The sequence below is a fragment of the Gluconobacter cerevisiae genome (assembly GCF_015244675.1).
Lineage (GTDB): Bacteria > Pseudomonadota > Alphaproteobacteria > Acetobacterales > Acetobacteraceae > Gluconobacter > Gluconobacter cerevisiae.
Window position 1 is genome coordinate 1 of the sequence record NZ_JABCQO010000009.1, and the last position, 24,402, is coordinate 24,402.

Annotated in this window: 24 protein-coding genes and 3 tRNA genes; 10 read left to right on the plus strand and 17 right to left on the minus strand. The window is 60.1% G+C overall.

Annotated features, from left to right (window positions below):
* Positions 1 to 672: 672 nt before the first annotated feature.
* Genes atpC through atpH form a run of 5 tightly spaced genes read right to left on the minus strand, consistent with a single transcriptional unit; the run spans position 673 to position 5,587 of the window.
* The gene (gene atpC, locus HKD21_RS10655; RefSeq protein WP_194255688.1) at positions 673 to 1,089 is read right to left on the minus strand and encodes an ATP synthase F1 subunit epsilon; all 417 of its coding nucleotides are present in this window, start codon (positions 1,087 to 1,089) and stop codon (positions 673 to 675) included.
* A 4-nt stretch (positions 1,090 to 1,093) separates the two neighbouring features.
* Positions 1,094 to 2,557, minus strand: a complete 1,464-nt coding sequence (gene atpD, locus HKD21_RS10660) for a F0F1 ATP synthase subunit beta (protein ID WP_194255689.1) — start codon at positions 2,555 to 2,557, stop codon at positions 1,094 to 1,096.
* A 22-nt stretch (positions 2,558 to 2,579) separates the two neighbouring features.
* A complete protein-coding gene (locus tag HKD21_RS10665; protein WP_194255690.1) occupies positions 2,580 to 3,470 on the minus strand; it encodes a F0F1 ATP synthase subunit gamma in 891 nt (296 codons plus the stop codon).
* Positions 3,471 to 3,479: 9 nt separating this feature from the next.
* Positions 3,480 to 5,015 (minus strand): F0F1 ATP synthase subunit alpha, encoded by a 1,536-nt coding sequence (gene atpA, locus HKD21_RS10670; RefSeq protein ID WP_194255691.1) that lies wholly within the window; start codon positions 5,013 to 5,015, stop codon positions 3,480 to 3,482.
* Positions 5,015 to 5,587: an ATP synthase F1 subunit delta gene (gene atpH / locus HKD21_RS10675; protein WP_194255692.1), complete on the minus strand. Its 573-nt coding sequence runs from the start codon at positions 5,585 to 5,587 to the stop codon at positions 5,015 to 5,017. Before atpH ends, atpA begins: the two co-directional genes overlap by 1 nt.
* Positions 5,588 to 5,953: 366 nt before the next feature.
* Here atpH and HKD21_RS10680 point away from each other — a divergent pair, with 366 nt between their 5' ends.
* Complete coding sequence (locus HKD21_RS10680; protein WP_194255693.1) at positions 5,954 to 6,490, plus strand: cupin domain-containing protein; 537 nt, start codon at positions 5,954 to 5,956, stop codon at positions 6,488 to 6,490.
* 27 nt (positions 6,491 to 6,517) lie between these two features.
* Here the strand turns inward: HKD21_RS10680 and HKD21_RS10685 are convergent.
* A tRNA-Gly gene (locus HKD21_RS10685) sits at positions 6,518 to 6,591 on the minus strand.
* 170 nt (positions 6,592 to 6,761) lie between these two features.
* On the opposite strand from HKD21_RS10685, the gene HKD21_RS10690 reads away from it, so the two are divergent.
* The 3 genes from HKD21_RS10690 (at position 6,762) to nusG (ending at position 7,695) form a co-directional block, all read left to right on the plus strand.
* Positions 6,762 to 6,838, plus strand: a tRNA-Trp gene (locus tag HKD21_RS10690).
* A gap of 62 nt (positions 6,839 to 6,900) precedes the next feature.
* Complete coding sequence (gene secE / locus HKD21_RS10695; RefSeq protein ID WP_228121365.1) at positions 6,901 to 7,155, plus strand: preprotein translocase subunit SecE; 255 nt, start codon at positions 6,901 to 6,903, stop codon at positions 7,153 to 7,155.
* 9 nt (positions 7,156 to 7,164) lie between these two features.
* Entirely contained in the window at positions 7,165 to 7,695 is a 531-nt protein-coding gene (gene nusG, locus HKD21_RS10700; protein ID WP_099286087.1) for a transcription termination/antitermination protein NusG, read from the plus strand.
* Between the two features lie 86 nt (positions 7,696 to 7,781).
* Here nusG and HKD21_RS10705 read toward each other — a convergent pair whose 3' ends face one another.
* From HKD21_RS10705 to HKD21_RS10725, 5 genes are all read right to left on the minus strand, one after another.
* On the minus strand, positions 7,782 to 8,396 hold the full coding sequence (locus HKD21_RS10705; RefSeq protein ID WP_194255694.1) for a PqiC family protein: 615 nt from the start codon (positions 8,394 to 8,396) through the stop codon (positions 7,782 to 7,784).
* A 3-nt stretch (positions 8,397 to 8,399) separates the two neighbouring features.
* Entirely contained in the window at positions 8,400 to 10,082 is a 1,683-nt protein-coding gene (locus HKD21_RS10710) for an MlaD family protein (protein WP_194255695.1), read from the minus strand.
* Positions 10,079 to 11,563, minus strand: a complete 1,485-nt coding sequence (locus HKD21_RS10715; protein ID WP_194255696.1) for a paraquat-inducible protein A — start codon at positions 11,561 to 11,563, stop codon at positions 10,079 to 10,081. Before HKD21_RS10715 ends, HKD21_RS10710 begins: the two co-directional genes overlap by 4 nt.
* Positions 11,564 to 11,797: 234 nt before the next feature.
* Positions 11,798 to 11,873, minus strand: a tRNA-Thr gene (locus HKD21_RS10720).
* Between the two features lie 79 nt (positions 11,874 to 11,952).
* Positions 11,953 to 12,879: a 2-hydroxyacid dehydrogenase gene (locus HKD21_RS10725; RefSeq protein WP_194255697.1), complete on the minus strand. Its 927-nt coding sequence runs from the start codon at positions 12,877 to 12,879 to the stop codon at positions 11,953 to 11,955.
* 171 nt (positions 12,880 to 13,050) lie between these two features.
* Here HKD21_RS10725 and HKD21_RS10730 point away from each other — a divergent pair, with 171 nt between their 5' ends.
* Complete coding sequence (locus HKD21_RS10730; protein WP_194255698.1) at positions 13,051 to 13,236, plus strand: hypothetical protein; 186 nt, start codon at positions 13,051 to 13,053, stop codon at positions 13,234 to 13,236.
* Between the two features lie 34 nt (positions 13,237 to 13,270).
* Here HKD21_RS10730 and HKD21_RS10735 read toward each other — a convergent pair whose 3' ends face one another.
* Both HKD21_RS10735 and HKD21_RS10740 read right to left on the minus strand, forming a co-directional pair.
* Positions 13,271 to 14,503 (minus strand): pyridoxal-phosphate-dependent aminotransferase family protein, encoded by a 1,233-nt coding sequence (locus HKD21_RS10735; RefSeq protein WP_194255699.1) that lies wholly within the window; start codon positions 14,501 to 14,503, stop codon positions 13,271 to 13,273.
* A complete protein-coding gene (locus tag HKD21_RS10740) occupies positions 14,500 to 15,735 on the minus strand; it encodes an allantoate amidohydrolase (RefSeq protein WP_194255700.1) in 1,236 nt (411 codons plus the stop codon). The genes HKD21_RS10735 and HKD21_RS10740 overlap by 4 nt, the downstream gene beginning before the upstream one ends.
* 102 nt (positions 15,736 to 15,837) lie before the next feature.
* On the opposite strand from HKD21_RS10740, the gene HKD21_RS10745 reads away from it, so the two are divergent.
* The 3 genes from HKD21_RS10745 to HKD21_RS10755 are packed head-to-tail and all read left to right on the plus strand — an operon-like array spanning position 15,838 to position 19,581.
* Positions 15,838 to 16,722 carry a LysR family transcriptional regulator gene (locus HKD21_RS10745; RefSeq protein WP_194255701.1) on the plus strand — a complete coding sequence of 295 codons (885 nt, stop codon included), beginning with the start codon at positions 15,838 to 15,840 and terminating at the stop codon, positions 16,720 to 16,722.
* Between the two features lie 10 nt (positions 16,723 to 16,732).
* Positions 16,733 to 18,325 carry a gamma-glutamyltransferase family protein gene (locus HKD21_RS10750; RefSeq protein ID WP_194255702.1) on the plus strand — a complete coding sequence of 531 codons (1,593 nt, stop codon included), beginning with the start codon at positions 16,733 to 16,735 and terminating at the stop codon, positions 18,323 to 18,325.
* Positions 18,319 to 19,581, plus strand: coding sequence for a cation:dicarboxylate symporter family transporter (locus HKD21_RS10755; RefSeq protein ID WP_194255703.1), 1,263 nt, complete (start codon positions 18,319 to 18,321; stop codon positions 19,579 to 19,581). The genes HKD21_RS10750 and HKD21_RS10755 overlap by 7 nt, the downstream gene beginning before the upstream one ends.
* Position 19,582: 1 nt before the next feature.
* Here HKD21_RS10755 and HKD21_RS10760 read toward each other — a convergent pair whose 3' ends face one another.
* Genes HKD21_RS10760 through HKD21_RS10770 form a run of 3 tightly spaced genes read right to left on the minus strand, consistent with a single transcriptional unit; the run spans position 19,583 to position 22,064 of the window.
* Positions 19,583 to 20,917 carry an AtzE family amidohydrolase gene (locus tag HKD21_RS10760; RefSeq protein WP_194255704.1) on the minus strand — a complete coding sequence of 445 codons (1,335 nt, stop codon included), beginning with the start codon at positions 20,915 to 20,917 and terminating at the stop codon, positions 19,583 to 19,585.
* Positions 20,914 to 21,096 (minus strand): DUF4089 domain-containing protein, encoded by a 183-nt coding sequence (locus HKD21_RS10765; protein ID WP_228121367.1) that lies wholly within the window; start codon positions 21,094 to 21,096, stop codon positions 20,914 to 20,916. The genes HKD21_RS10760 and HKD21_RS10765 overlap by 4 nt, the downstream gene beginning before the upstream one ends.
* Positions 21,097 to 21,149: 53 nt before the next feature.
* Positions 21,150 to 22,064, minus strand: coding sequence for an NAD-dependent epimerase/dehydratase family protein (locus tag HKD21_RS10770; RefSeq protein WP_228121369.1), 915 nt, complete (start codon positions 22,062 to 22,064; stop codon positions 21,150 to 21,152).
* A gap of 10 nt (positions 22,065 to 22,074) precedes the next feature.
* Here HKD21_RS10770 and HKD21_RS10775 point away from each other — a divergent pair, with 10 nt between their 5' ends.
* Together HKD21_RS10775 and flgH are read left to right on the plus strand one after the other, a co-directional pair.
* Entirely contained in the window at positions 22,075 to 22,338 is a 264-nt protein-coding gene (locus HKD21_RS10775) for a hypothetical protein (RefSeq protein WP_194255705.1), read from the plus strand.
* A 17-nt stretch (positions 22,339 to 22,355) separates the two neighbouring features.
* A complete protein-coding gene (gene flgH / locus HKD21_RS10780) occupies positions 22,356 to 23,102 on the plus strand; it encodes a flagellar basal body L-ring protein FlgH (RefSeq protein WP_194255706.1) in 747 nt (248 codons plus the stop codon).
* A 55-nt stretch (positions 23,103 to 23,157) separates the two neighbouring features.
* On the opposite strand, the gene HKD21_RS10785 is transcribed toward flgH, so the two are convergent.
* Positions 23,158 to 24,399, minus strand: a complete 1,242-nt coding sequence (locus HKD21_RS10785; protein ID WP_194255707.1) for a tetratricopeptide repeat protein — start codon at positions 24,397 to 24,399, stop codon at positions 23,158 to 23,160.
* Positions 24,400 to 24,402 lie beyond the last annotated feature (3 nt).

Sequence of the window (24,402 nt, forward strand, 5' to 3'; positions counted from 1 at the left end):
GGTTCAATCCCACAAACCCAAATATCAAAAACGTTAGGCTATTCGAAGCATCTAATTAAAGAATACATCAACCAACATCCCGATACTTAGACCCAGGAACTTAATCCCAGATCACCAGCACCAAAACGCCGCCAACATATCCCTTCCAATTCCATATTCAATTTTCAAAGACCATCTGCCCCGCCACTCCAGAGCCCCTCAGGTGAGCCCCGCTGCGTCGGTGAACGGGCTTATACGGGGGACACCCCATAGTGTCAAATAGAATCAGACTCGCACTTACTCACACTCCCAACACCCAAAAATCCCTCGCAAATCCAACTTATCCCCATAATCCATTCACAAACCAAAATAATAAAAATATGAAAAAAGCACCTAAACGGCGCTTTTTCAACATCTGCCGGGTTCCCCGAGAAGCGTCTTACGCCTCGCACAGCGTTCTTGGAGAGAAAGCCCTCTCTTGCCTGCGGGATAGACCCGTAGGCATTAGGCGTTGAAAATAAGTCAGCCAGGTCCTCACTTTCCAAGAGCTCCTATACAGGCCCGGATAATACGCCTGTTGTTTGAGCACGGAGTCATGTCTGCGGAAAAAGAACCTTGGAAAAAATGGCAAAGAAAAACCCGCTTCACCTTACGATGAAGCGGGTTTTTGCAAACCTGATCTGAAAAGACCCTTTAGACCGGACTACGATCCTGAACGGCCTCCAGTTCAGCACGAACAGACTGAAGTTCGCGGCTGATCTGGTCATGCATATCGACGTCGTTCGGACCGATTTCGGCCCAACGGCTTTCCAGATCCCGCAGACGGGCTTTGGCCTCGTCCACAGACAACTCACTCATGAGCTGGGCGGAATCCGCGAGAATGGTGCAATGATCTGCGCCCATATCGGCAAAACCGCCCGTCACGAAGTAACGGTCCACGATCTTGTCGCCCTGATAAAGGGCCACAACGCCGCCCCGCAGCTGAAGCATCAGCGGTGCGCGGTCCGGCATGGCCGCAATATCGCCTTCCATGCCCGGGACCACGGCCATGTCGACTTCACGTTCGACAAGGCGCTTTTCCGGGCTGACGATCTCGATGCGAAGCGGCATCGGATCAGGCCTCCTGCTTCATCTTCTCGGCCTTCGCGATGGCCTCGTCGATATCACCGACCATGTAGAAGGCACCTTCCGGCAGATGATCGTACTCACCAGCCACAACAGCCTTGAAGGAGCGGATCGTGTCTTCCAGCGAGACCAGCTTGCCCGGTGCGCCTGTGAAGACTTCAGCCACGTGGAACGGCTGGGACAGAAAACGCTGGATGCGACGGGCGCGGCCAACGATCTTCTTGTCGTCTTCGGACAGCTCGTCCATTCCAAGAATCGCGATGATGTCCTGCAGACCCTTGTAAGTCTGGAGCGTCTGCTGAACCTGACGGGCGACCTGATAGTGCTCTTCACCAACGATCTTCGGATCGAGCGAACGGGACGTGGAGTCCAGTGGATCGACAGCCGGGTAAATGCCCATTTCCGCGATCGAACGGTTCAGAACCGTCGTTGCGTCAAGATGTGCGAATGTCGCGGCGGGGGCCGGATCGGTCAGATCGTCGGCGGGGACATACACGGCCTGGACAGACGTGATGGAGCCCTTCTTCGTGGACGTGATACGCTCCTGCAGGGCGCCCATTTCGGTAGCCAGCGTCGGCTGGTAACCCACTGCGGACGGAATACGGCCCAGAAGTGCAGAGACTTCGGAACCGGCCTGCGTGAAGCGGAAGATGTTGTCCACGAAGAACAGCACGTCCTGACCTTCTTCGTCACGGAAGTACTCAGCAAGCGACAGACCCGTCAGGGCGACGCGCGAACGGGCTCCCGGCGGCTCGTTCATCTGGCCATAGACCAGCGCAACCTTGGAACCCTCGGTCGAGCCGTCTTCGGCGATCTTGATGACGCCTGCGTCCTGCATTTCAAAATACAGGTCGTTACCTTCACGCGTACGCTCACCGACACCAGCGAAGACGGACACGCCGCCATGGGCTTTCGCGATGTTGTTGATGAGTTCCTGAATGATGACCGTCTTGCCGACGCCGGCGCCACCGAACAGACCGATCTTACCACCCTTAAGGTACGGGCAGAGCAGATCGACGACCTTGATGCCGGTCACGAGGATCTCGGACGCAGCCGCCTGCTCTTCGAAAGACGGAGCCTGACGATGGATCGGGAAGCGCAGTTCGCTGTGGATCGGACCACGATCGTCAATGGGCTCGCCAACGACGTTCAGGATACGTCCGAGCGTTGCCGGTCCGACAGGCACCATGATCTGCGTGCCCGTGTCACGCACTTCAGAGCCGCGAACCAGACCATCGGTCGTGTCCATGGCGATGCAGCGGACCTGACGCTCGCCAATTTCCTGAGCAACCTCGAGAACCAGCGTGTGATCGCCGTTCTGGACATGCAGGGCGTTCAGGATGAAGGGAAGATCGCCTTCGAACTGCACGTCCACGACGGGTCCACGCACCTGTGTAACGCGGCCGACCACGTTGTTGGCAGCTCCGGCAGAAGGGGTAAGGGTTTCAGACATCAAATTCGTCTCCTGCGTGATCTCAAACGGCTTCTGCGCCGGAGATGATTTCGATCAGATCGTTGGTGATGTTGGCCTGACGCGTACGGTTATACTTCTGCGACAGACGGTCGATGGCCTTGCTCGCGTTGCGGCTGGCATTGTCCATTGCGGTCATGCGCGCGCCCTGCTCGCCAGCAGCACTTTCTAGCAGAGCCGAGAAAATCTGGACCTGAAGATTGCGCGGCAGAAGCTGCGTCAGAAGCGTCGTTTCGTCCGGCTCGAATTCGTACTGGGCAGTGTCGGCATCGAGAACGGCATTATCGTTCTCTGGAACCGCGAGCGGAACCAGAGGCGCCTGCACCGGAACCTGCGTCATGGCATTGAGGAAGCGGTTATAGACCAGCGTGCAGCGGTCGATGTCGCCCGCTTCCAGCATTGCCGCGATCCGGCTTCCGATGTCGGTAGCCTTGTCGAACCCGACATCCTTGCCTTCGGTTCCGGCTAGACGATCAACGATCATGTCCGGATAGTGACGCACGAGGATATCTGCCCCCTTACGGCCGACCGGCAGGATGCGGACCGTCTTGCCTTCCGATACCAGCGTATCGACCAGCTGACGGGCACTGCGGACGATATTGGCGTTGAAGCCGCCAGCAAGGCCACGGTCAGAGGTCAGCACCACCACAAGATGGGTCTGGTCCTTGCCCGTTCCCGCGAGAAGGCGCGGCAGGCTTGTCGCGTCTTCCCCACGGGTTGCCGTCGCCAGCTCAGCCATCATGCGACGCATGGCGTCGGCATAGGGGCGAGCCGCTTCGGCCTGCATCTGGGCGCGTCGCAGCTTGGAGGCTGCGACCATTTTCATCGCGTTCGTGATCTTGCGCGTCGATTTGACGCCCGTGATCCGTCCACGCAGTTCCTTCAGCGAAGCCATGGGCTATCCTCAGGCCGAAAAGCGCTTGCCGAATGCTTCGAGCAGCTTCTTGAGCTTGCCTTCCGTCTCCGGCTTGATCTGGCGGTCATTACGAATGGCCGTCAGGATGTCAGAGCCCGCACCGCGCAGCTCGGACAGGAGAGCGGCTTCGTAGGCCACAACCTTGTCCACGGCGATCGGATCAACATAGCCACGCGTACCGGCGTAAAGAACAACAACCTGTTCTTCGACGGGCAGCGGGGACGTCTCGGGCTGCTTCAGCAGTTCGACCAGACGGGCACCACGATCAAGCTGCTTGCGCGTTGCGGCATCCAGATCGGAAGCAAACTGCGAGAACGCAGCCATTTCACGATACTGTGCCAGTTCCAGCTTGATCTTGCCGGCAACCTGCTTCATCGCCTTGATCTGGGCTGCGGAACCCACGCGGGACACGGAGCCACCGACGTTCACGGCCGGACGGATGCCCTTGTAGAACAGGTCCGTCTCAAGGAAGATCTGACCGTCGGTGATGGAGATCACGTTGGTCGGGATGTAAGCTGCCGTATCACCAGCCTGCGTCTCGATGACTGGCAGAGCCGTCAGAGAGCCGCCGCCATTGGCATCGGACATCTTGGCCGCACGTTCCAGAAGACGGGAGTGCAGGTAGAACACGTCACCCGGGAACGCTTCACGAGCCGGCGGACGACGCAGCAGCAGCGACATCTGGCGATAAGCCACAGCCTGCTTGGACAGATCGTCGTAGCACACGAGAGCATGCATGCCATTGTCACGGAAATACTCGCCCATGGCGCAGGCCGTGTACGGTGCGAGATACTGCATCGGAGCCGCATCGGAGGCCGTTGCAGCAACAACGATGGAGTATTCCATCGCGCCATGTTCGGTCAGCGTACGAACCAGGTTGGCCACCGTGGAGCGCTTCTGGCCGATAGCGACATAGATGCAGTACAGGGACTTCTTCGGATCGCCTTCAGCATTGACCGGCTTCTGGGCGACAATGGTGTCGATCAGGATCGCGGTCTTGCCCGTCTGGCGGTCACCAATGATCAGCTCACGCTGGCCACGTCCGATGGGGACGAGGGCATCGATGGCCTTGATGCCCGTCTGCATCGGCTCGCTGACCGACTGGCGCGGCATGATGCCCGGTGCCTTCACTTCGGCGCGGCGGTATTCAACGTCCGTCAGCGGGCCACGACCGTCGATCGGGTTACCCAGACCGTCAACCACGCGTCCCAGCAGGCCCTTGCCGACCGGAACTTCAACCACGGACTTCGTACGCAGGACGGTGTCGCCCTCGCGGATACCGTCGCCATCGCCGAACAGAACCACACCGACATTATCGGCCTCGAGGTTCAGGGCCATGCCCTTGAGGCCGGTTCCTTCGAACTCGACCATTTCACCGGCCATGACGTTGTTCAGGCCGTAGACGCGGGCGATACCGTCGCCGATGGACAGGACCGTACCCGTCTCGGAAACGGTCTCGACCTGGTCGAACGACGCGATCTGCTGCTTGAGGATGTCCGAAATCTCGGCGGGACGGATATCCATCACGCGGCTCCCTTCATGGCGTTCTGCAGGCGGGTCAGGCGCCCGGCGATCGAAGTGTCAAACAGTGTGGAACCGATGCGTACGGTCATGCCACCAAGAAGAGCAGCGTCCGTATGTTCGGTCATGGACACGCGGCTGTAGCCGGCTTCGGCCAGTCGAGCCTGAAGCTGGCTGCGCTGCGTGTCGTTAAGAGGCTGTGCGGAGCGGACTTCGGCCACAACTTCGCCACGCAGGGCGGAATCGAGCGCCAGAACACCGTCCAGAATGGATGCAAGATCAGGCAAACGACGATTGTCAGCGACAACGCCAACAAACCGGCGCAGGACGTCTCCAAAGCCGAGCTTCGACATCAGGACATTCGAAACCGTCTGGCCCTGGCGGATGTCTATCCGGGCATCAGCCAGAAATTTCCGCAGGTCATCGCTTTCAGAAATGGCGGCACGCAGCGCCTCCACTTCACCCAGAACATCGGGAAGATTTCCCTGTTCCGAAGCAAGATCATAGAGCGCACGGGCGTAGCGCTGGGCCAAGCCCCCTGTCTGTCCAACCTGCGGCACCTGTGTCACCGTCACACGCGTGTTCCGTCTCACTAAATCCGCCGCAGAGTGCGGCCGGAACCGGCTTATCCGGTCCCTTGCATCAAAACTGTCCGGACCGGGCATAGACGTCCCTGCGCAGGATTCGTCTGAAACCCGGTCCTCCACTTGGGGCCGCCTCTAGCACGCTGTCCCAGCCCTGCGCAACCAAGAGGATCGCAAATAGACCCGTCAGACAGAAGGATCATGACGAGGGTTTGCGTTTTATGCTGCCAAACTGGCATGACGGGCGCTTCACAGCGGCTTTCCGGCGGATTTTTTCCCGACCCGCTGCACGCTCCCGCAGGGTCTTCCGCGCAGGACACTCATCAAGCCCCCATAACCGCAAACAACGGAGATCCGATGTCCATCCACAAGCGCCTTTTTTCCCTACTCGGCGCCCTGTCCGTTCCTGTACTGGGCGCAGCGGCTCATGCGGCATCCATCGAGGACAAACCCTCTTTCCCTACCATTGCTTACTGGGACAACTGGACCGACCCGCAGGGGACCACACATCTGACCAAGTGCAAGATGTCGACATTCCATGAGGATTCCCTCACCCCAGATGGCGAGAAGGTGATGCTCAGCAGTTCTCATGACGGACCGACGACCGTGACACTGCGCGTTCAGCCCCCACATTGGAAAAGCGGATGGAGCGAAAGCCACCAGGTCCAGTGGATCGTGCCGCTTTCGGGAATCTATTTCGTCAAGGCCATGGACGGAACCAGCGTCGAACTCAATCCAGGAGACATCCTGCTCAGCGAGGACGTGGCGCCAATCGCTCACGGTTCGGATCCCAAAGGACATTTATCCGGAAATGTTGGTGACACAGCAGTGGCACTTCAGGTTCTCCAGTTTGGAGACGCAAAACCATCGCATATTCCCTGCCAGTGGCAGTGAATGCAGGGATTGAATTTTCTGGAAATCTGGAGCGGGCGAAGGGAATCGAACCCTCCTAAGAAGCTTGGAAGGCTACTGCATTACCACTATGCTACGCCCGCTCGGATTGGGAGTGTGCTTACTCCATCTCCTGTCGAACCCGCAAGAGGGGAAAATCCAAAATAGAAATTCCACAACAAAGATGTTCAGGGCACTTGACTTTTATTCCTGAACATTCTCTTTTGCGGCCACTGTCGCTGGCATGACGTTGCAAGACGCCCTGCTCGACGATAGGGGTGTAGCTCAATTGGCTAGAGCGCCGGTCTCCAAAACCGGAGGTTGAGAGTTCGAGACCCTCCGCCCCTGCCACTCCTTTTCGCCGGATGTCCTCCCCGACACCGGGAACGGGATTTTCACTTGATTCGAGGACGATGGTGTCGGTCAGTACCCGGAAAGACGAGTCGCGCAAACCAGCGCCTCAAAAGAGCGGATCCGGCTTCAATCTGGTCGCTTACGTCCGTGACGTCCGCGCCGAAGCCAAGCGTGTTACGTGGCCGACCCGTCGCAACACCCTGATCACGTCAGGTGCCGTGCTGGCCATGGTAACCGTGACCTGCATCTTCTTCTTCATCGTGGACCAGGTGATCGGCCTCGGCGTCCGCGGACTTTTTGGCGTTGGAGGCTAGGTTCGCACCATGGCGAAGCGTTGGTATGTTGTGCATGTCTATTCTGGATTCGAGAAAAAAATCGCGAGTCATATTCAGGAACAGGCTGCACAGAAGGGCCTCTCCGATCATTTCGAGCAGATCCTTGTTCCTTCCGAGGACGTGACGGAAATGCGCCGCGGCCGTAAGGTGAATGCGGAACGCAAGTTTTTCCCGGGCTATGTTCTCGTCAAGATGGAACTGACGGACGAAGCCTGGCATCTCGTCAAGGACACTCCCAAGGTCACCGGATTCCTCGGAACCCGCAACCGTCCGACCCCCATTACAGCGGCTGAAGCCGACCGCATCATGAAGCAGGCCCAGGAAGGCGTCGAACGCCCTCGTTCCAGCCTGTCTTTCGAAATTGGCGAACAGATTCGCGTGGCCGATGGCCCGTTCACGTCCTTCAGCGGCATGATCGAAGACGTCGACGACGAGCGTCAGCGCCTCAAGGTCAGCGTCTCCATCTTTGGTCGCTCCACACCTGTGGATCTCGACTTCACACAGGTTGAGAAGCTCTGACCCTTCTCATTCTGCTGCTTCTTCCAACAAAAAAGGCTCCCTCTCCGGGAGCCTTTTTTGTTGTTGATGCCTTCTCCTGATTCCCGTCAGTTCGTGACGGGGGGAAGAAGACGGAGCTTTTCAGCGGCCTGATCAGCGATCGCGGCAATACCTTGACTCAGAGCTGCAGTCAGCTTTGTCGTATTGGACGCCACGATATCCTGCGATTGCCAGACGACAGGCGATGTCAGCACGGGACCAATCATCTTCCCCGCCGGATGAACCGATAGCGTGCCCGTCACGAGCGCATGCCCGGCCGAGTCGCCTTCGAAATTCCGGACGGTCAGTTCGACATAGGCCGACGGAGTCGTGCTCACCGCGTCGTTCTCGGCAAAAACAGTCGTGCCCGGCAGGCGCTGGGCCAGATCGCTCACCAGCGTATGACCCACCATATCTGGAAGTGCCTCGCTCCAGCTTGTGCCTGTGGCGAGGCGCGTCTGATAATCCTCATTCGCCCTTACAATCGTATCACGATCGAGCCGTGCGCTAACAACGGGTGTCCGGACCTCGACCACGACAGGACCGCCCGCCTGCGCCACTCCGGGCACAGGAGCCAGCGTATAGAGCGTCGGATCGCTGCTGCATGCCGCAAGAAGACCTGTCATCCCCAGAGCGCCCATCAGGGACAGGAGACGAAGGCGGGGCGTCGAAGACTGTGTCATGGTTCAGTTCCTGCGGCCGGTAATGAGAGCGGAAGGGTGATGGTCCAGATAATCCGTGAGGAAGCGCAAGGAACGCGACATCCGGGTCAACTGGACGATCATACCCTGAAGGCTGCGGTGGAAATCCGTATCTCCGCCATAAGAACCCAGAACTGATTGCGCACTGTTCATCGTCGTCTGAAGGCTCTTCATCAGTTCCGGCAGGTTCTGGTTGGCGGTTTTCGTCAGTTTGTTCAGGTTCTGGAGCGAATCGCGCAGGGCTGCGAGGGACTGCGTAACCTCAGGACTGTTCAAACGGCCATCCGCATGCGCCAGAAGATCGTTCACATGCCCACCGATTTCCGTCAGCGGCATTGCGGCAATCTTGTCGGTAATGGTGGAAACAGACTCCATGATCCCATCCATGCCACCAGCCTGGCTGGGGAGAACGGCGACATCGCCCTCATAAGTCAGGGTAGTGGCAGATGTCCCCTTGACGAATTGCAGGGCGATCATCGATTCGCCGGTCAGGAAACTAGCGCTCTGGACCGAGGCACGCAGACCTTCGGCAACGAAGGCCTGAAGATATTTCTCGACGGGTGCATCCCTGCTGTTCTCGATCCGGTCATCCCAGTTTGACAGCATGCGCTCGGGCTCAAGCTCCATATCCACGCGGACACGAGGCAATTTCGTCGGGCCTTCGAGAAGGAGTCGGACATCCGTAACGGTGCCGATCTGCAAACCAAACATCGTGACCTGACTGCCGGTCGTCAGACCTTTGACGGACGAGTTGATGTAAGTCACGACCCGCAGACGCTTGTGATAACGGGCGTTATCGGCGTCCGCTTCGCTGGCATAGAGTTTGAAGACGGAATTGGCGGGAGCATTGGGCAGATCAATAGCAAGGCGCTGCTCAGGCAAGCCGAAAGCAATACCGCCAGAGAACAGGGCCTGAAGCGATTTGAGCTGAACCTTCAACCCTCCCGCACCAAGGCCGACCTGAACGCCCGAGACGTTCCAGAAACGGCTGTCCGTACGCAGATAGTGGTCATAAGGAGCCTTGACGAAGGCCTGAATGACGATCGGACCTCTGCCCCCCGGCGGCATCGTGTAGCCGAGCACTTCGCCCACCTGAAGATCGCGGAAGAAAACCGGCGAGCCCGGGCCGAGCGAGCCCAACGATGGAGACACCAGCCAGAACGTCTCCCCTGGCTGGTCCGATCGGACGCCCGGTGGTGATTCCAGTCCCTTGAAGAACTTCTGGTAGTGGCCATCATCCGTACCGGGGTCCAGAGCGATATAGGCGCCAGAGAAAAGCGTATCGAGACCCGTAATGCTGGCGCCGTTGATGCGCGGGCGTACGACCCAGAAACGGGTGTGATCGGTGAGGACATGGGCGCTGTTGGCGTTCATCTGCACGGTGACATCGACATGCTGCATATCGTCACTCAAGGTGATGTCCTGCACAGTGCCGAGCGTCACGGCCTTGTTTTTCACCTGCGTCTGACCCGGCGTAAGACCGTCGGCTGTTTCAAACGTGATGGTGATTTCGGGACCGCGCGTGGCGAAATGCTCCCACGCCAGCCACCCGGCAATAAGGATGGCCACCACCGGGATCAGCAGAATAAGGGAGAAGCGGGTACGGCGTACCGGGGCTTCCTTGGGCGAGACCGGCTGCTCCCCCCGGGTGTTTCGGGAATCGCTCACGCGCGTTCAGGCTCCATGTCGTTTGGGTCAGAAGAAGGCAGCTGCGGAACGGGCGCGGTCAGAGAGTCTGTCTCCGGAGGCGTCCCATTCGCCAGAGGCGGTGCGACCACACCGTTAAGACCGGCTGCATCCCACATACTGCGGGGATCGAAAAGCTCTGCCGCGAAAATGGTCAGAATCACGACCAGAGCAAAGCACACCATCCCCGGATCAGCCGTGACATTGGCGAGAAAGCCGAAATGCACAACGGCGACGAGGATGGAAATCATGAAAACGTCAATCATCGACCAGCGGCCAATGATAACGACGAGCCGATAGAGCTTTGAGAGGTTGCGCAGATGCCAGCGGGAGCGGAGCCGGGTGCCGATGATCATGATGGACAGGGCGACGATCTTGAGAACCGGAACCGTGATGCTCGCGAACAACACCAGCAGGGAAAGCGGCACCATCCCCGCCTTCCACAGCTCGATCACACCACTTATGATGGTGCTGGGCGCACCCTGCCCCACCTTGGTGTACGTCATGACCGGCAGGATATTGGCCGGCAGATAGAACACGACCCCAGCCACCAGAAGGCAAGTGCCCGAGATAAGGCTCTGCGGTTTGCGACGACGCAGAATCTGGCCGCAGCGGGGGCAGTCGCCCATATCCTGTTCCTGCGGCACGGCATGATCAAACGCCAGAACCAGATCGCAGGCATGGCAGGAGAGCATGTTTTCCGCGGGCGGAATAACACCATTGCGAGCATCCAGATGCGCAACATCCAGAAGATGTCCCTGATGGCCTTCGATCGTGGGACGGATATCGCGGCTGCGCCAGATCCGCTCGGCATCGAACGTCGAATCCACAGCGGCCATACTGAGCATCAAACCACCCAGAAGATAAACGCCAGGCTGAAGGATGACGAGCGCGAGGTCAACGAGCTTGGTGTAGGCCACGAGCACGCCGAGGACATAGACTTCTACCATCGACCAACCGCGCAGGCGATCGTACCAGGTGAGAAGACGCGGGGTCCAGTCCGGCATCTGCGGGCGAGAGGCTCCGTACAGGATGGCTGCCATCAGGGCGATGATGACGCCGGGCATAAGCACCGTTACCAGCGCGACGAGAACGCCGATCGCGCCGTACCCCTGATGCCCGAGTTCAATCGGACCGCTCATGAGAGAGACGGTATTTTCGCGCCCATAAACGTTCAGCGTCATGAGAGAACTGATGAGGAGAGTCGCGTAAAGCGCGGCGGACGTAATGCAGAAGGCGGCAGGGGCGCCGATCAGGGATGTCTTGCGACGACGGGCAAGCTGACAGCCGCAGCGCAGGCACTCCGCCAGATGACCGGGCTTCAGGCGCGGAACATGCTGGAAAAGGCCGCAGGTCGGGCATTCACGCAGCCCTTCCACCGCGTGGATGGAAGCGTGAGGCTCCTGACTGCGGGAAAAGCTGACGGCGTTACGCCACAGTCGTTTATGGAAACGGTCAGACATCGGGCTCCTAACCTAGCGCAGGGAGCCGTCTTTTGACAGTCTGCCCTCCTTCGGACAGTCCTCTGCATCGGAATATCGACACTTACCGTAGTCCCATTGCGGGCGAATTGCCCAGAGGAAGCCGGTTTTATCTGCAATGTTTTGAAAAATCGTGAAGATCCGGAGCATAAAGCCCTTGCCGTGTCCGACAGGCGGGACACGGAACATCAGATCCGGATTTTGAGAAGACCTTGATGGTGCCGGTGAAGAGATTCGAACTCCCGACCCCATCATTACGAATGACGTGCTCTACCAGCTGAGCTACACCGGCGCACCCATCAAGGTGGCCGCGTTCTAACCGAGCCCTTGAAGGTTGGCAAGCCGGAAAATGCAAAAACCGTTCCGCATCTTCAGTAACCGCGCCCTGTATCGATAACGCCGGTCATGGACTCACCCGCTTCGTAGCGACGCAGATTGGCCAGAACGACCTCAGCAGCGCTGTCCGACTGAGCGGCACTGGCGATATGGGGGGTCAGAAAAATGCGGGGATGATCCCAGAACGGATGCTCGGGCGGCAGCGGTTCGGGCGTCGCGACATCGAGAACTGCCTGTGAAAGCTGACCGCTATCGAGCGCCGGGATCAGATCATCCTGAACCAGATGGCCACCGCGGCCACAGTTGATGACGCACGCGCCTTTCGGCAGTTTCGAAAACAGGGCGCTGTTGAGAATGCCCCGCGTGGCCTCCGTCAACGGGACGAGGCAGACCAGAATGTCAGTCTGAGCCAAAAAATCGTCCAGCTCCGCCTCTCCGGCGAAAGATGTCACGCCCGCGACTTCCCGGCGGCTGCGGCTCCAGCCCCGGCATTCGTACCCGAAAGAGACGAGCTTCTCCAGAACCGGGCTGCCCAGTTCTCCCATCCCCATGACGCCGACGCGATAAAGCCGCGCAGGGCGGTTATGCGAACCGCTCCAGACATGCTCCCGCTGCTGGCGGGCGTAGCGGAACATATCCCGGTGGAAGGAAAACACCGCCCACAGGACATATTCGATCATGCCTTCAACCAGGCTATTCTCCACCATACGAATGATCTGCACGCCGGGAGGAATATTGGCGAGATTAAGCTGGTCGATCCCCGCGCCCAGCGAGAACAGGATTTCCAGATTGGGAAAAAGCGTGCCGAGATCATCTGGCGTCTTCCACGCCGCAAGATAACGGACATCTTCTTTCGGGCCAGTTTCGGGCCAGACATGAAACGGCATATCCGGCCGGGCGCTGGCGAATTTCTCTCGCCAGATGGCAGCGCGTTCGGGCGTGTGATGAAAGACGAGCGACATTCTGCGTGTTCTCCGGCCGGAAATATGTCCGGAGATGGTCGCCCCATGCGAGCTTCTGATCAACCCCGCTCCCCTGCCCTCACACCTGTTTGTGTAGAGACAAAGACCCGGGGAACGCGTGCCGGGGTCGGACGTAGATGAGGACCGGATCTCATGCAGGAGGGTAGGATCATGCCTCGTGGGGACAAGTCAGCCTATACCAACAAACAGAAGCGCAAAGCGGAGCATATCGAAGAGAGCTACGAAAAGCGTGGTGTCTCCGAAAAAGAAGCGGAGCGCCGCGCCTGGGCCACGGTCAACAAGGAAGACGGCGGCGGAAAGAAAAGTGGTTCAGGCCGGAAGAATCATCCAAAATAGAGCTTCCGGATAGAGTTGCCGGCCCGAAAATTGCTCAGGCCGCGTCCCAGGCAGCACGGGCGGCATCCACGCCCGCACCACGGTTGAGCGCTACGCCTTCGCCAGCCAGAACGGAGTCGAGCGCCGCCAGCGTAAGGAGCACCTTGTCCTTGCGCGCGTTGAGACCCATTGCCCCGATGCGCCAGATTTTCCCGGTCAGCGGACCGAAGGACGAGACGATCTCGATCCCGAAATCGTCGCGCATCAGTTCGCGGATGCGTGCATTGTCCACGCCATCCGGCACCCAGACGCCGGTGACATTGCTCATGCGGGTGGTGTCGTCGCCATAGACCTTCAGCCCCATGGCCCGCAGACCTGCGACCATGGCGCGTCCTGCCCTGACATGACGCGCAACACGGGCCTCCACGCCCTCTTCCACGACCAGACGCGCCGTCTCGCGCGCGGCGTAAAGCATGGAGGTCGCTTCGGTATGATGGTTCATCCGGGCCGGAGACCAATAGTTCATGAGCATCGCCAGATCGAAATAATTCGACTGGATGACAGGCCCACTCCCCTGTTCCTGACCGGTCGCAATCCCGGCTTCGTCATGGCGGCGCTTGAGAATGGCGGCGACAGCACGGTCCGACAGCGTGATCGGCGCGGAACCCGGAGGACCGTTCAGGCATTTCTGAAGCCCTGCCGTAGCGACATCGATGTTCCAGGCATCGGTCTCAAACGTCATGCCGCCGAGGGTCGCAGTGGCATCCACATAGAACAGTACGTCATGCTTGCGGCAGATCCGGCCGATCTCTTCGAGCGGCTGGGCGGTCGTGGTGGACGTGTCACCATGCACGCAGGCGACCAGACCCGGCTTGTGTTCGATGATGGCGGCCTCGATGCGAGCCGGATCAACAACCTCTCCCCATTCCACATCCACCGTGCACGGAATACCGCCACAGCGATGGACGATTTCCGTCAGCAGCAGGCCAAAGCGGCCAAAACGCGGAATGACGACCTTCATGCCCGGCGAGACCAGAGACACCAGAGCTGCTTCAATGGCTGACCGGGCCGAGCCGTTCACCAGCAGCGTCCAGTGGTTCTTCGTACGGAAGACCTCGCGATACAGGGCCATGACCTCGTCCATATAGGCGGTCATTTCCGGGTCCATCTGGCCGATCACGTCATAGGACATGGCACGCAGGATGCGCGGATGGACATTGGTTGGGCCTGCACCCATCAGCAGACGGGACGGCAGGTCAAGCTGTGCGTAAGTTGAAAGCTGGCTCATGACTGGAACTCCTTGACGAAGGCAAGCAGGGCGCGATGGGCGAGCGCGACGTCTCCCACACGAACTGTTTCGTCGGGATGATGGCTGAGGCCACCAGGACTGCGGATGAAGAGCATGCCCATCGGACACAGATCGACCATGGCCATGGCATCATGCCCCGCACCGCTGAGAACGCGTTGGGCCGGACGGCCGGTCACGGTCGTCACGGCCCGGGACAAACGCTCCACCAGTGCAGGCGCGCAGGCGGCGGCAGGCAAAATCTGCGGCGTGTCGAACGTGATGCCGACAGCCCGACTGGCCGCGATGGCGCGCAGATCCGCGCGGATGGCGTTCACCATCGCATCTCGCGCCGCGTCGTTTTCGGCGCGCATGTCCAGCGAGAAGCGGACTTCGCCCGGAATAACGTTCGAAGTATTGGGCACAACCTCAACCTGTCCGACCGTGGCAACCTGCGTGGCCCCTCCGGCCCCACCATTGCGTTCAACGGCAAGAATCATTTCAGCCACCGCCGTCAAGGCATCCTGACGCATGGTCATGGGCGTCGTGCCCGCATGGTCGGACTGGCCGGTGACGGTCACCCGGTGGCGGGTCTGGGCGGCGATGGCGGTGACAACACCGATTTCTCCGTCCACGCTTTCGATCGCCGGACCCTGTTCGATATGAGGCTCAATATAAGCGATCAGCTCATCCGGCCGACGAGCGGCTTCGGTCAGGCGCGCCGGGTCGAGACCAGAGCGGAGCATGGCTTCGGCCATGGTCACGCCGGACGCATCCGTCATGTCTTCGGGAATGGATTCAATCAGCCCGGCCATGGCGCGGGAGCAGATCATGGGGGCGGCAAAACGAGACCCCTCTTCGTCCCCGAACCCCATGACCTCAATGGCGAATGGCAGGCGAGTGCCCTTTTCCTTCAGGGCGGAGACAAGCTCGATCCCCAGCATGACGCCCAGATTGCCATCAAACGCACCGCCATTACGGACAGTATCGAGATGCGAACCGATCATCAGGGCCGGAGCACCCGGCACAAGACCCTCGTAACGGCCAACAAGGCTCCCGGCAGCGTCCAGACGGGTGCTGAGACCAGCCTCTTCCATCCATTCTGCGACCTGTGCGAGGGTGCGCTGATAGGCAGGACCGAGCCAGAATCGGAACAGACTGCCCGGCGTCTCGCTGAAAGGACCATCCGCGAGAATACGGCACCGCTCGACGGCGCGGGCTCCGTGGGCTGTCATGGGGGCTCCTGTCCGGGGTGATGGGTCAAGCGGGGAAACTTTGCGCTCATAACGGAATCAGATCAAGTTGACCTGCCAATAAATATGGTCCCACATATTGGCATGAAAGATCAGATGCATCTCGATCCGTTCCATCTGCAATCCTTTCTCGCCGTCGCGGAAACGCTGCATTTCACGTCAGCCGCGCAGAGTCAGGGGGTAAGCCAGTCCACCATCAGCCAGCATGTCAGTCGGCTGGAGGAGCAGCTTGGCACGCGCCTGCTGGCCCGAAGCACCAAAAGCGTGCGTCTGACCGGAGACGGCATGGCTCTGATCGGTCTGGCCCGGCAGCTTCTGCAATGCGAGGACAGCATCCTGTCCCGCTTCCGGCAGGACGCACCGCGCGGGACGATCCGGCTGGGCGTGACGGAAGACCTGCTCCTGACGCGCTTTCCCGAAATTCTCGGCACATTCCGCGCCTCACACCCCTCCCTTCAGATCACGCTGACCGTGGGGCTGTCGGCGCATCTGGCCAACCTGCTGGAACAGGGGGAGCTGGATGTCTGGTGCGGGATGCGACGCACAAGCGAAACACGCGGACAAAAACTCTGGACCGAGGACATGCGCTGGTACGCCCCCGCAGGTACGGAATTTCCGGCAGAACAATCCATTCCGCTCGTCACATTTCCCGACGGCAGCGTAACGCGCAGACTGGCGATCGAGACGCTCAACAAGGCCGGAAGGGCGTGGCATCTGGCCTTTACCAGTGGCAGTCTCGGAGCACTTCTGGCTGCTGTCCGGGCAGGATATGGCGTCACACCGCAACCTGCGTTTCTGCGAAACGTGGAACATCTGCCGCATTGCACGCCGGGCCTTCTGCCGGACATGCCGCAGGTAGAGTTCATCGCTTCCACCCGCCATCAGACCGCGCAGGGCCCCGAAGACCTGCTGATCCGGACGCTATGCGCGCATGTCCCGCGCCTTCAGCCCGAACTTATGCCTCTTTAAGGACAAAACCATGCTCACACCCAACGCTCTTGGCGGAATGGTGACGTCACCGCACCATCTGGCAAGTCAGGCGGGGCTGGATGTCCTGCGCGAAGGCGGTACGGCCCTTGAAGCCGTCGTCGCCACGGCGTCCACACTGGCCGTGGTGTATCCACACATGACGGGGCTGGGCGGCGATGCATTCTGGCTGATCTGCCACCCGGACGGCCGCACCGTGGCGATTGACGCCTGCGGGGCGCTGGCGATGGGTGCCGAACATGCGATCTATACCGAAGCCGGGCACAGCGTCATTCCCTGCCGGGGCGGCCTTGCGGCCAATACGGTTGCAGGCACGGTCTCGGGCTGGGAAACCGCGCTGGGCCTGAGCGCTGAACTCCGCGAACCCCTCCCGCTAGACCGCCTGCTCCGCGACGCCATCCATTACGCCGAATATGGCCGGGTGGTTTCCGAAAGCGAGGGCGCCCTGCTCGCACAGAAGCAGCACGAACTGCTGTCAGATCCAACGCTGGCGCGGATCTGCTTTCCCGAAGGCAAACCCTGGACAGCAGGAAGCATCCGCAAATCGCCAGAACTGGCCCAGACGCTGAGAATGCTGAACCGGGACGGCTTGCGGAGCTTCTATAACGGTCCACTCGCCCGCAGTCTGGCGGCGGATCTGGCGGCGGCGGGCAGCCCGGTCCGATCGCTGGACCTGCTGGCGCATCGCGCGGAGGTCAAGGAACCCCTTCAGGCCCAAACGAGCGATGGCACTCTCTACAACACCGCGCCTCCCACACAGGGCGTGGCATCCCTTCTGATCCTTGCGCTCTCGGATCATCTGAGCCGCGACGGCGGGCCGGAGAGCTTTTCGCACATCCACGGGCTGGTCGAGGCGACCAAACAGGCGTTTCTCTATCGCAACAGCCACACGGATGGCAGCGAGCATTCCGAGGCACTGGCGCGGAGCCTTCTTGCCGACCCGGCACGGCTGGAGGCGATGACAGCCCGGATGTCCATGACCCATGCCATGCCCTGGACGGAACAGACTCAGTGGGGCGACACGACCTGGATGGGCGCGATCGACCGCAATGGCGTGGCGGTCAGCATGATCCAGAGCCTGTATTTCGAGTTCGGCTCCGGTGTGATGCTGCCGCAGAGCGGGCTGTTCTGGCAGAACCGGGGCTCGTCCTTCCGTCTGGCCCATTCGGGCTGGAACATCCTGCGCCCCGGCGCCAAACCGTTTCATACGCTCAATCCGGCTGCGGCCCGACTCCGCGACGGACGGACGATGGTGTACGGCACCATGGGCGGCGAAGGGCAGCCCCAGACACAGGCGGCCGTCTTCAGCCGTCACGTCCGCCACGGCGTTCCGCTTCAGGAAGCCATCCGTCGTCCGCGCTGGCTGCTGGGACGAACATGGGGGGAAGAGAGCCTGTCGCTCAAGGTGGAGCCGGGCTTCAGCCCAGATGTGATGTCGCAGCTTGAAACGGCAGGGCATGTCGTCGAAGCGCTTGAACACCAGTCCATCATCATGGGTCACGCCGGCGCACTGATCCGCCATGAAAACGGACGACTTGAAGGCGCAACCGACCCTCGTAGCGACGGAGCTGTTGCAGCATGGTAAAGTATTTTGCAGAGAGCCTGTTCGCGCAGGTCGTTCTGGCAACGCTTCTGGGGCTTGGCGCCGGACTATTCTTCCCTTTTCTGGCTGATGACGTGGGCTGGATGACAGCACTGTTCATGCGCCTCATCATCATGGCCGTTGGGCCGCTTCTGTTCTGCATCGTAACACTCGGCATTCTGGGTGCGGGCTCCCTGAAAACAGTAGGGCGGCTGGGCGGATGCGCGATGCTCTATTTCGAACTCATGACCACAGTGGCGCTTGTCGTGGCGGTCATGGTGGCAATGGGGCTGGGAATCGGACAGGGCGTAGGCTTCGTCCCTACAGCGAGCGACGCGCGGATGATCGCCTCCTATGGCGGCCATGCCCAAAATCTGCGTGCGGAAGGCTTTAGCGGATTTCTGCTCTCGCTCGTCCCCCACACCCCGGCCGATGCGTTTGCGCAGGGCAATGTCCTTCAGATTCTGGTCTTCGCGATTCTTGTCGGATGCTGCCTGAGCGGCATGGGAGACCGGGGCCTGCCGCTGGTCCGACTGGTCGAAAGCGTGTCCGACCTGTTTTCACGCATGATGGGCCTCATCATCCGCGTAGCGCCACTCGGCGTCTTCGGAGCAATGGTGACGACGACGGCACGATATGGCCTCGGAACGATCGGGCATCTGGCCGGATTTACAGTCCTGTATTTCCTGCTGGTCGGCGCATTTGTCGTCTGCGCACTGGGCGGGGGCCTTCGGCTCGCAGGCGTAAACCCTTTGCGATTTGCACGATATTTCCGTGAAGAGCTGCTGATCGTCGCCACCACCACGGCGTCCGATGCGGTTCTGCCCAGCCTCATGACCAAGCTCGAAAAGCTGGGCGTCGAGCGTCAGGTCGTCGGAATCGTAGTGCCTGCGGGCTATTCGCTCAATCTGGATGCGCTGTCGATCTATCTGGGGTTAGCCGTCATTTTTCTGGCCAATGCCACCGGAACGCATCTGACATTCTGGCAGATCGCAACCCTGCTGGTGACCGCCCTGATCACGTCCAAAGGCTCGCACGGCATTCCGGGTTTTGCGATCGTCGTTCTGGCGGCGACGCTGGCCAGCGTTCCGTCCATTCCGCCCGGAAGTCTGGTGATGCTTCTGGCCGTGGACTGGTTCGTGGGAATCGCCCGGGCTGTAGGCAATTTCGCTGGAAACTGCGTGGCCCCGGTCCTGATCGCCGCGTGGGAAAAACGCCTCGACCACGCAAGAATGGCCGAGGCGCTGAAACAGCCCTGAGTCAGACCAGACGGGCCTCCGCCAGCCCATCCGCTTCCAGCTTTTCCGCCAGTGCGAAAAGCTGGTCTTCCCGCCCCGGACGCGCGATGAGCTGCGCGCCGAGCGGCAGACCCGGAACCTTCATCGGAACCGTCAGAACCGGGAATCCAACCAGCGTCAGCGGCTGCGTATACAGCCCCAGATTGGCACGGGCGGAGACCATCCTGCCCCCAATCTCGATTTCCGGCTGATCGAAGCGCGGCGCTTCCCCGACAAGTGCCGGAGCCAGCAGGATGTCGGTCTTTGCAAACGCCTCATGCATCTGGTCCCGAAACCAGTGCCGCAGACGATGTGCCTGAAAAACGAGCGTGGAGGGCAGAAGCGCACCGGCCAGCAGGCGGTCGCGCACGGCGGGATCATAGTCCGCAGCCTGTGTCCGCAGCCGACCGAGATGCTGCCCTGCCCCTTCGGACGCACTAATGACGAAGGCCGCCGCACGGGCCCGCGCCACTTCGGGCAGTTCAACCACATCCGTCGCCCCCAGCGCCATCGAGAGCCTGTCGATGGCTGTCTGCATCGGAGGGGACATGTTTTCACCGAACCAACCGCCAAGCCGGGCAATCCGCAGGCTACCAGCCTCCACAGCCGGAAGCGCCTTTGCGCTGAGAGCCTCAAAACAGGCCTTCAGCCCGCCTGCACTGTCCGCAAACGGTCCGACCGTATCGAGACTCGGCACGAACGGGTAACTGCCTTCGGTCGACAGGAGCCCCTGCGTCGCGCGCAGCCCCCAGATACCGCAGAGCGAGGACGGAACGCGGATCGAGCCATTCGTATCGGACCCCAGCCCGATGGAAAACAGCCGCGCCGCCACACCCGCCGCCGACCCACCCGAAGAGCCACCGGCCAGACGGTCCGGCGCATGCGGATTGCGGGTATTGCCGTAATGCGCGTTGATCGTGGCGAACCCGTAGGCGAACTCGTCCATATTCGTCAGGGCCACCGGAATGGCTCCGGCCGCAATCATATGCGCGACGAGCACCGCGTCCTGCGTGGCGGGCGGATCATTGGCGAGGACCTTGGACCCCGCCGTCGTGATCTCTCCACGAACATCGAACAGATCCTTGATGCCGAAAGGCACACCCGCGAGCGGTCCGGGGTCCTGCCCCTGAAGCACCAGACGGTCCACGCGTTCGGCGGCCTCCAGCGCGCGCTGCATCAGAAGACGCGTGACGCAGCCATAGGCCCCGTCCCGGCTTTCGATATCAGCCAGAACCTTCACCGCGAGTTCGCGGGCGGAAATTTCGCCCTTGCGAACGCTGGCGGCGAGCGCGACGGTGCGCTGCTGAAGGCCGCTCATGGCTCATACCGGAATGCAGGTTCAAGACGATCAGGCAGTTCCAGCCCTTCGATCAGCGCACCATAACTGCGCAAAAGATCCAGATTGCTCCGCACACCTGCATGGAACTCGACCGGAATAACCAGCCCGTTCGCTTTAGCGAGCACCGTGATTTCAGTGTCATGAGGATCTGTCATCATACGAACTCCGGTTTTGCGAAGAAAATGGTAGTTGCTGATTACGCCGCAGGGTCTCAGGTCGTGATGCGATAACGCCAGTCATTGAGAACCGTTACCAGCGTCTCGCTCCACGGAATCCGTACGGACCAGTCCAATGCCTCACGCGCCGCCGTCGGATTACCCTGCATGGACGCAAGACCGGAGGGCGAGGCAAGAGTCGGGTCTACCCTGAGCGAAGCCGAAATCCCGGCCACATCCAGCAGATCCTCCGCCATCGAACGAACGGTCCGCGCCACGCCGGAGCAGATATTCAGAACGGTGCCATTAGGCAGCGGACGAGGCGGAACGAGCGCACTGACATAGGCGTCGCAGGCATCGCGCACATCGGTGACGTCAAAACGCGCATCCAGTTGGCCAACACTAATGACGGGAGGCTGCTGGCCAGCCTCGATCTGCGCAACCTGTGCGGCAAGAAACGGGAGAATTGCCCCTTCATCCTGCGCCGTCCCTGCCTGCGTAAAAGCGCGCAGGCGTACGCCGTGCAATCCTTCCCGACTCAGATTGCCGACCGCCAGATCCGCCGCCGCCTTGCTGGACGCATAGGCATTGACCGGCGCGATAACGGCGCTCTCATCAAGCGGCTGCCCTGATGAAAAACTCGCGCCATAGATCTCGGCTGTCGAGACGAACACAAAACTGGCTTGTGGGGCGTAAGTCTCGAAAGTCTCGGCCAGAATGAGCGTCCCATCCAGATTGACGGTCCATGCATCGTCAGCCCCGGCCTCGGCGCGTGCAACCGAAGAGACGGCAGCCAGATGCAGACAGGCATCGGGCTTTTCGTTGCGGACAAAACGTTCCACGGCAGCCCGGTCGCGGATATCCATCGGATCTTCCAGCAGGATATGACCGGGCAGACGATCCTGAAGCCGCGCCTTGAGATGCTGTCCAACAAATCCCTGTCCACCCGTTAGCAGAATCCGCAATCCCATGTCAGGACCCATGAGCGAACACGCTGTTCGCAACAGAAAGGGCGAAAATAATCAACATGGGGCATTCTCCCTGCAGGATGGCCCGGACTGGCTGAATGTCATTCCGAACCCGACTGTTTTCGGCCACATCCGGGAACAGGGCAAGAGAACATCAAAAACAGATGGCCTTATGATCGGAAACCGGCATCCACCAACTCTTCCAATGCGTGACAATCCGGCCGTCTTAACAGGTTTTTTACCGCTGACGTGTTTGCTTGAGATCATACGGAACTGATGGATCTCAACTTTCCCATGCGGCACCACTTTCGATATTCTGTGCGTACTCTGGGGCTGCTTGGCCTTTTGCCGATCCTGTCAGCCTGTAACTCCCTTGCGCAAATGTCCGAAATCGGACGACCACCCCGCATGACATCCATCACCAATCCAACGCTTGCGGCCGCTTATCGTCCTGTCAGTATGCCGATGCCATCCCTTCAGCCACCCCCTGATGAGGCGGCAAGTCTATGGCGATCCGGCAGCAAGGCGTTCTTCAAAGATCAACGCGCCTCGCAGGTCGGAGATCTGGTCACGATCATCGTGGACATCACCGACAACGCCGCCTTCAACAATGGGACAACAGCCAACAGGGCCGCTGACGAGAAGTTTGGTATTCCCAATCTGTTCGGCATCAAAGGCAAGATCATCAGTGCAATCACCGGTGCAGACAGCCTGAATACCACCAGCAGCAGCGATTCCAGCGCGACAGGCAAAATCGCACGCAACGAAACCATCACGCTGCGCCTGGCCGGAACCATCACTCAGGTCCTGCCCAACGGCAATTTTGTCGTGATGGGAAAACAGGAAGTCCGGGTGAACAGCGAACTGCGCGAACTGGGCGTGAGCGGCATTGTCCGCCCCCAGGATATCACAGCCGACAATACGGTCACGCATGATCGAATGGCCGAAGCACGGATTTCCTACGGAGGACGCGGGACCCTCACGCAACTTCAGACGCCGCGCTACGGACAGCAGTTCATGGATACGGTCCTGCCATTCTGAACAAAAAAAAGCCGGGGATAGACCCCGGCTTTTTCTTTAGTCGAAAAGTCGTGTCTTACTTCACAGGACGCGACAGCAGCAGCGACCAGAGTTCCGCCACATCACGAGCAGCTCCGTTCCCGGAAACAGCTCCAAAGGTCTTGATGGCTTCGGCCTTCTGGCCACCATCCATTTGCGCCATTCCGTATTCGACCTGTGCCAGATCGGGATAACGCGGCTTTTTCGCCAAACCTGCCTTCATCAGCGCCAGACCAGCATCAACCTGTCCATTCAGAACCTGATTGTAGCCCGCGGTCAGAGCCGGACCTGCATTCGGCGCAGAAGCGGCCTGCGTGACCGAGGCAGCAAGCTGGCTCCGGCTCGTAGCTGCCTGCTGGGCAACAAACGCATGGAACTTCGCATCAGCGGCCGCAGTCGGGCCGTTGCCAAGCGAATGATTCGCATACCCTTGGTTCAACAGGTTCAGCGCAAGCTGGGGCAGACCCATCTGCACGGCACGCTCGGCCATGTCCTGATAGTCGGACGGATCCTTCAACACGCCGGTCGCAAGACGCAGACGCTCGACATAGAACACGAGCGGCGGCGAAAGATTCGGGTTCGCGACCAGATCATGGATCAGCATCGACCAGTAATCAGGCTTCGAATAATACTTGGCCAGAAGGACATAGGCATGCGTCTTGGCATCCGCATCCTTCAGGTTCGTGTAGGCCGTTGCCAGCATCTGAAGCTGATTTTCGGCCGGCACCTTGCCAGCCTTGATCGTGGCATCCACCTGCTCCTGCGCGGCCTTGGCCGTACCTTTCCAGTCCTGCTGCAAATAGTAGCACTGGATCAGCATGGTCTGCATGCGCGGGTCGGCGCCGTATTCCTTCAGATAACGCTCGGTCGCCGGAATGGCGCGGGCGTACTGCTTGGCACCGTAGGCCATGGTAGCCTGTGCCATCAGCATCTGGCCCTTCGCAGCCTTCGGCGTACGCGAGCTGTTAATCAGAACGTCATAGGCCTTGATCGCCGCATCCGTGTTGCCGGACTGTGCAGCGATCGCCGCGCGCATCTGGGCCGTGGTGTAGGCTTCGTAATCGGTCTTGCCCTTAACCGCGTCCGCGGCATCGACGGCTTCCATGGCCTTGGCATAGTTTTTGGATGCCAGAGCACTCTGGGCCTGCTGCAGATCCTTGCCAACGGCCTGGCCGAGGACATCCTCGGCTTGGGCGGAGCCAGCAAGTGCGGCGATACCAAAGACACCGGCCAGCAGAAGATTACGGGCGCTCAGACGGCGGTAAAGGGACAAAGACACGAA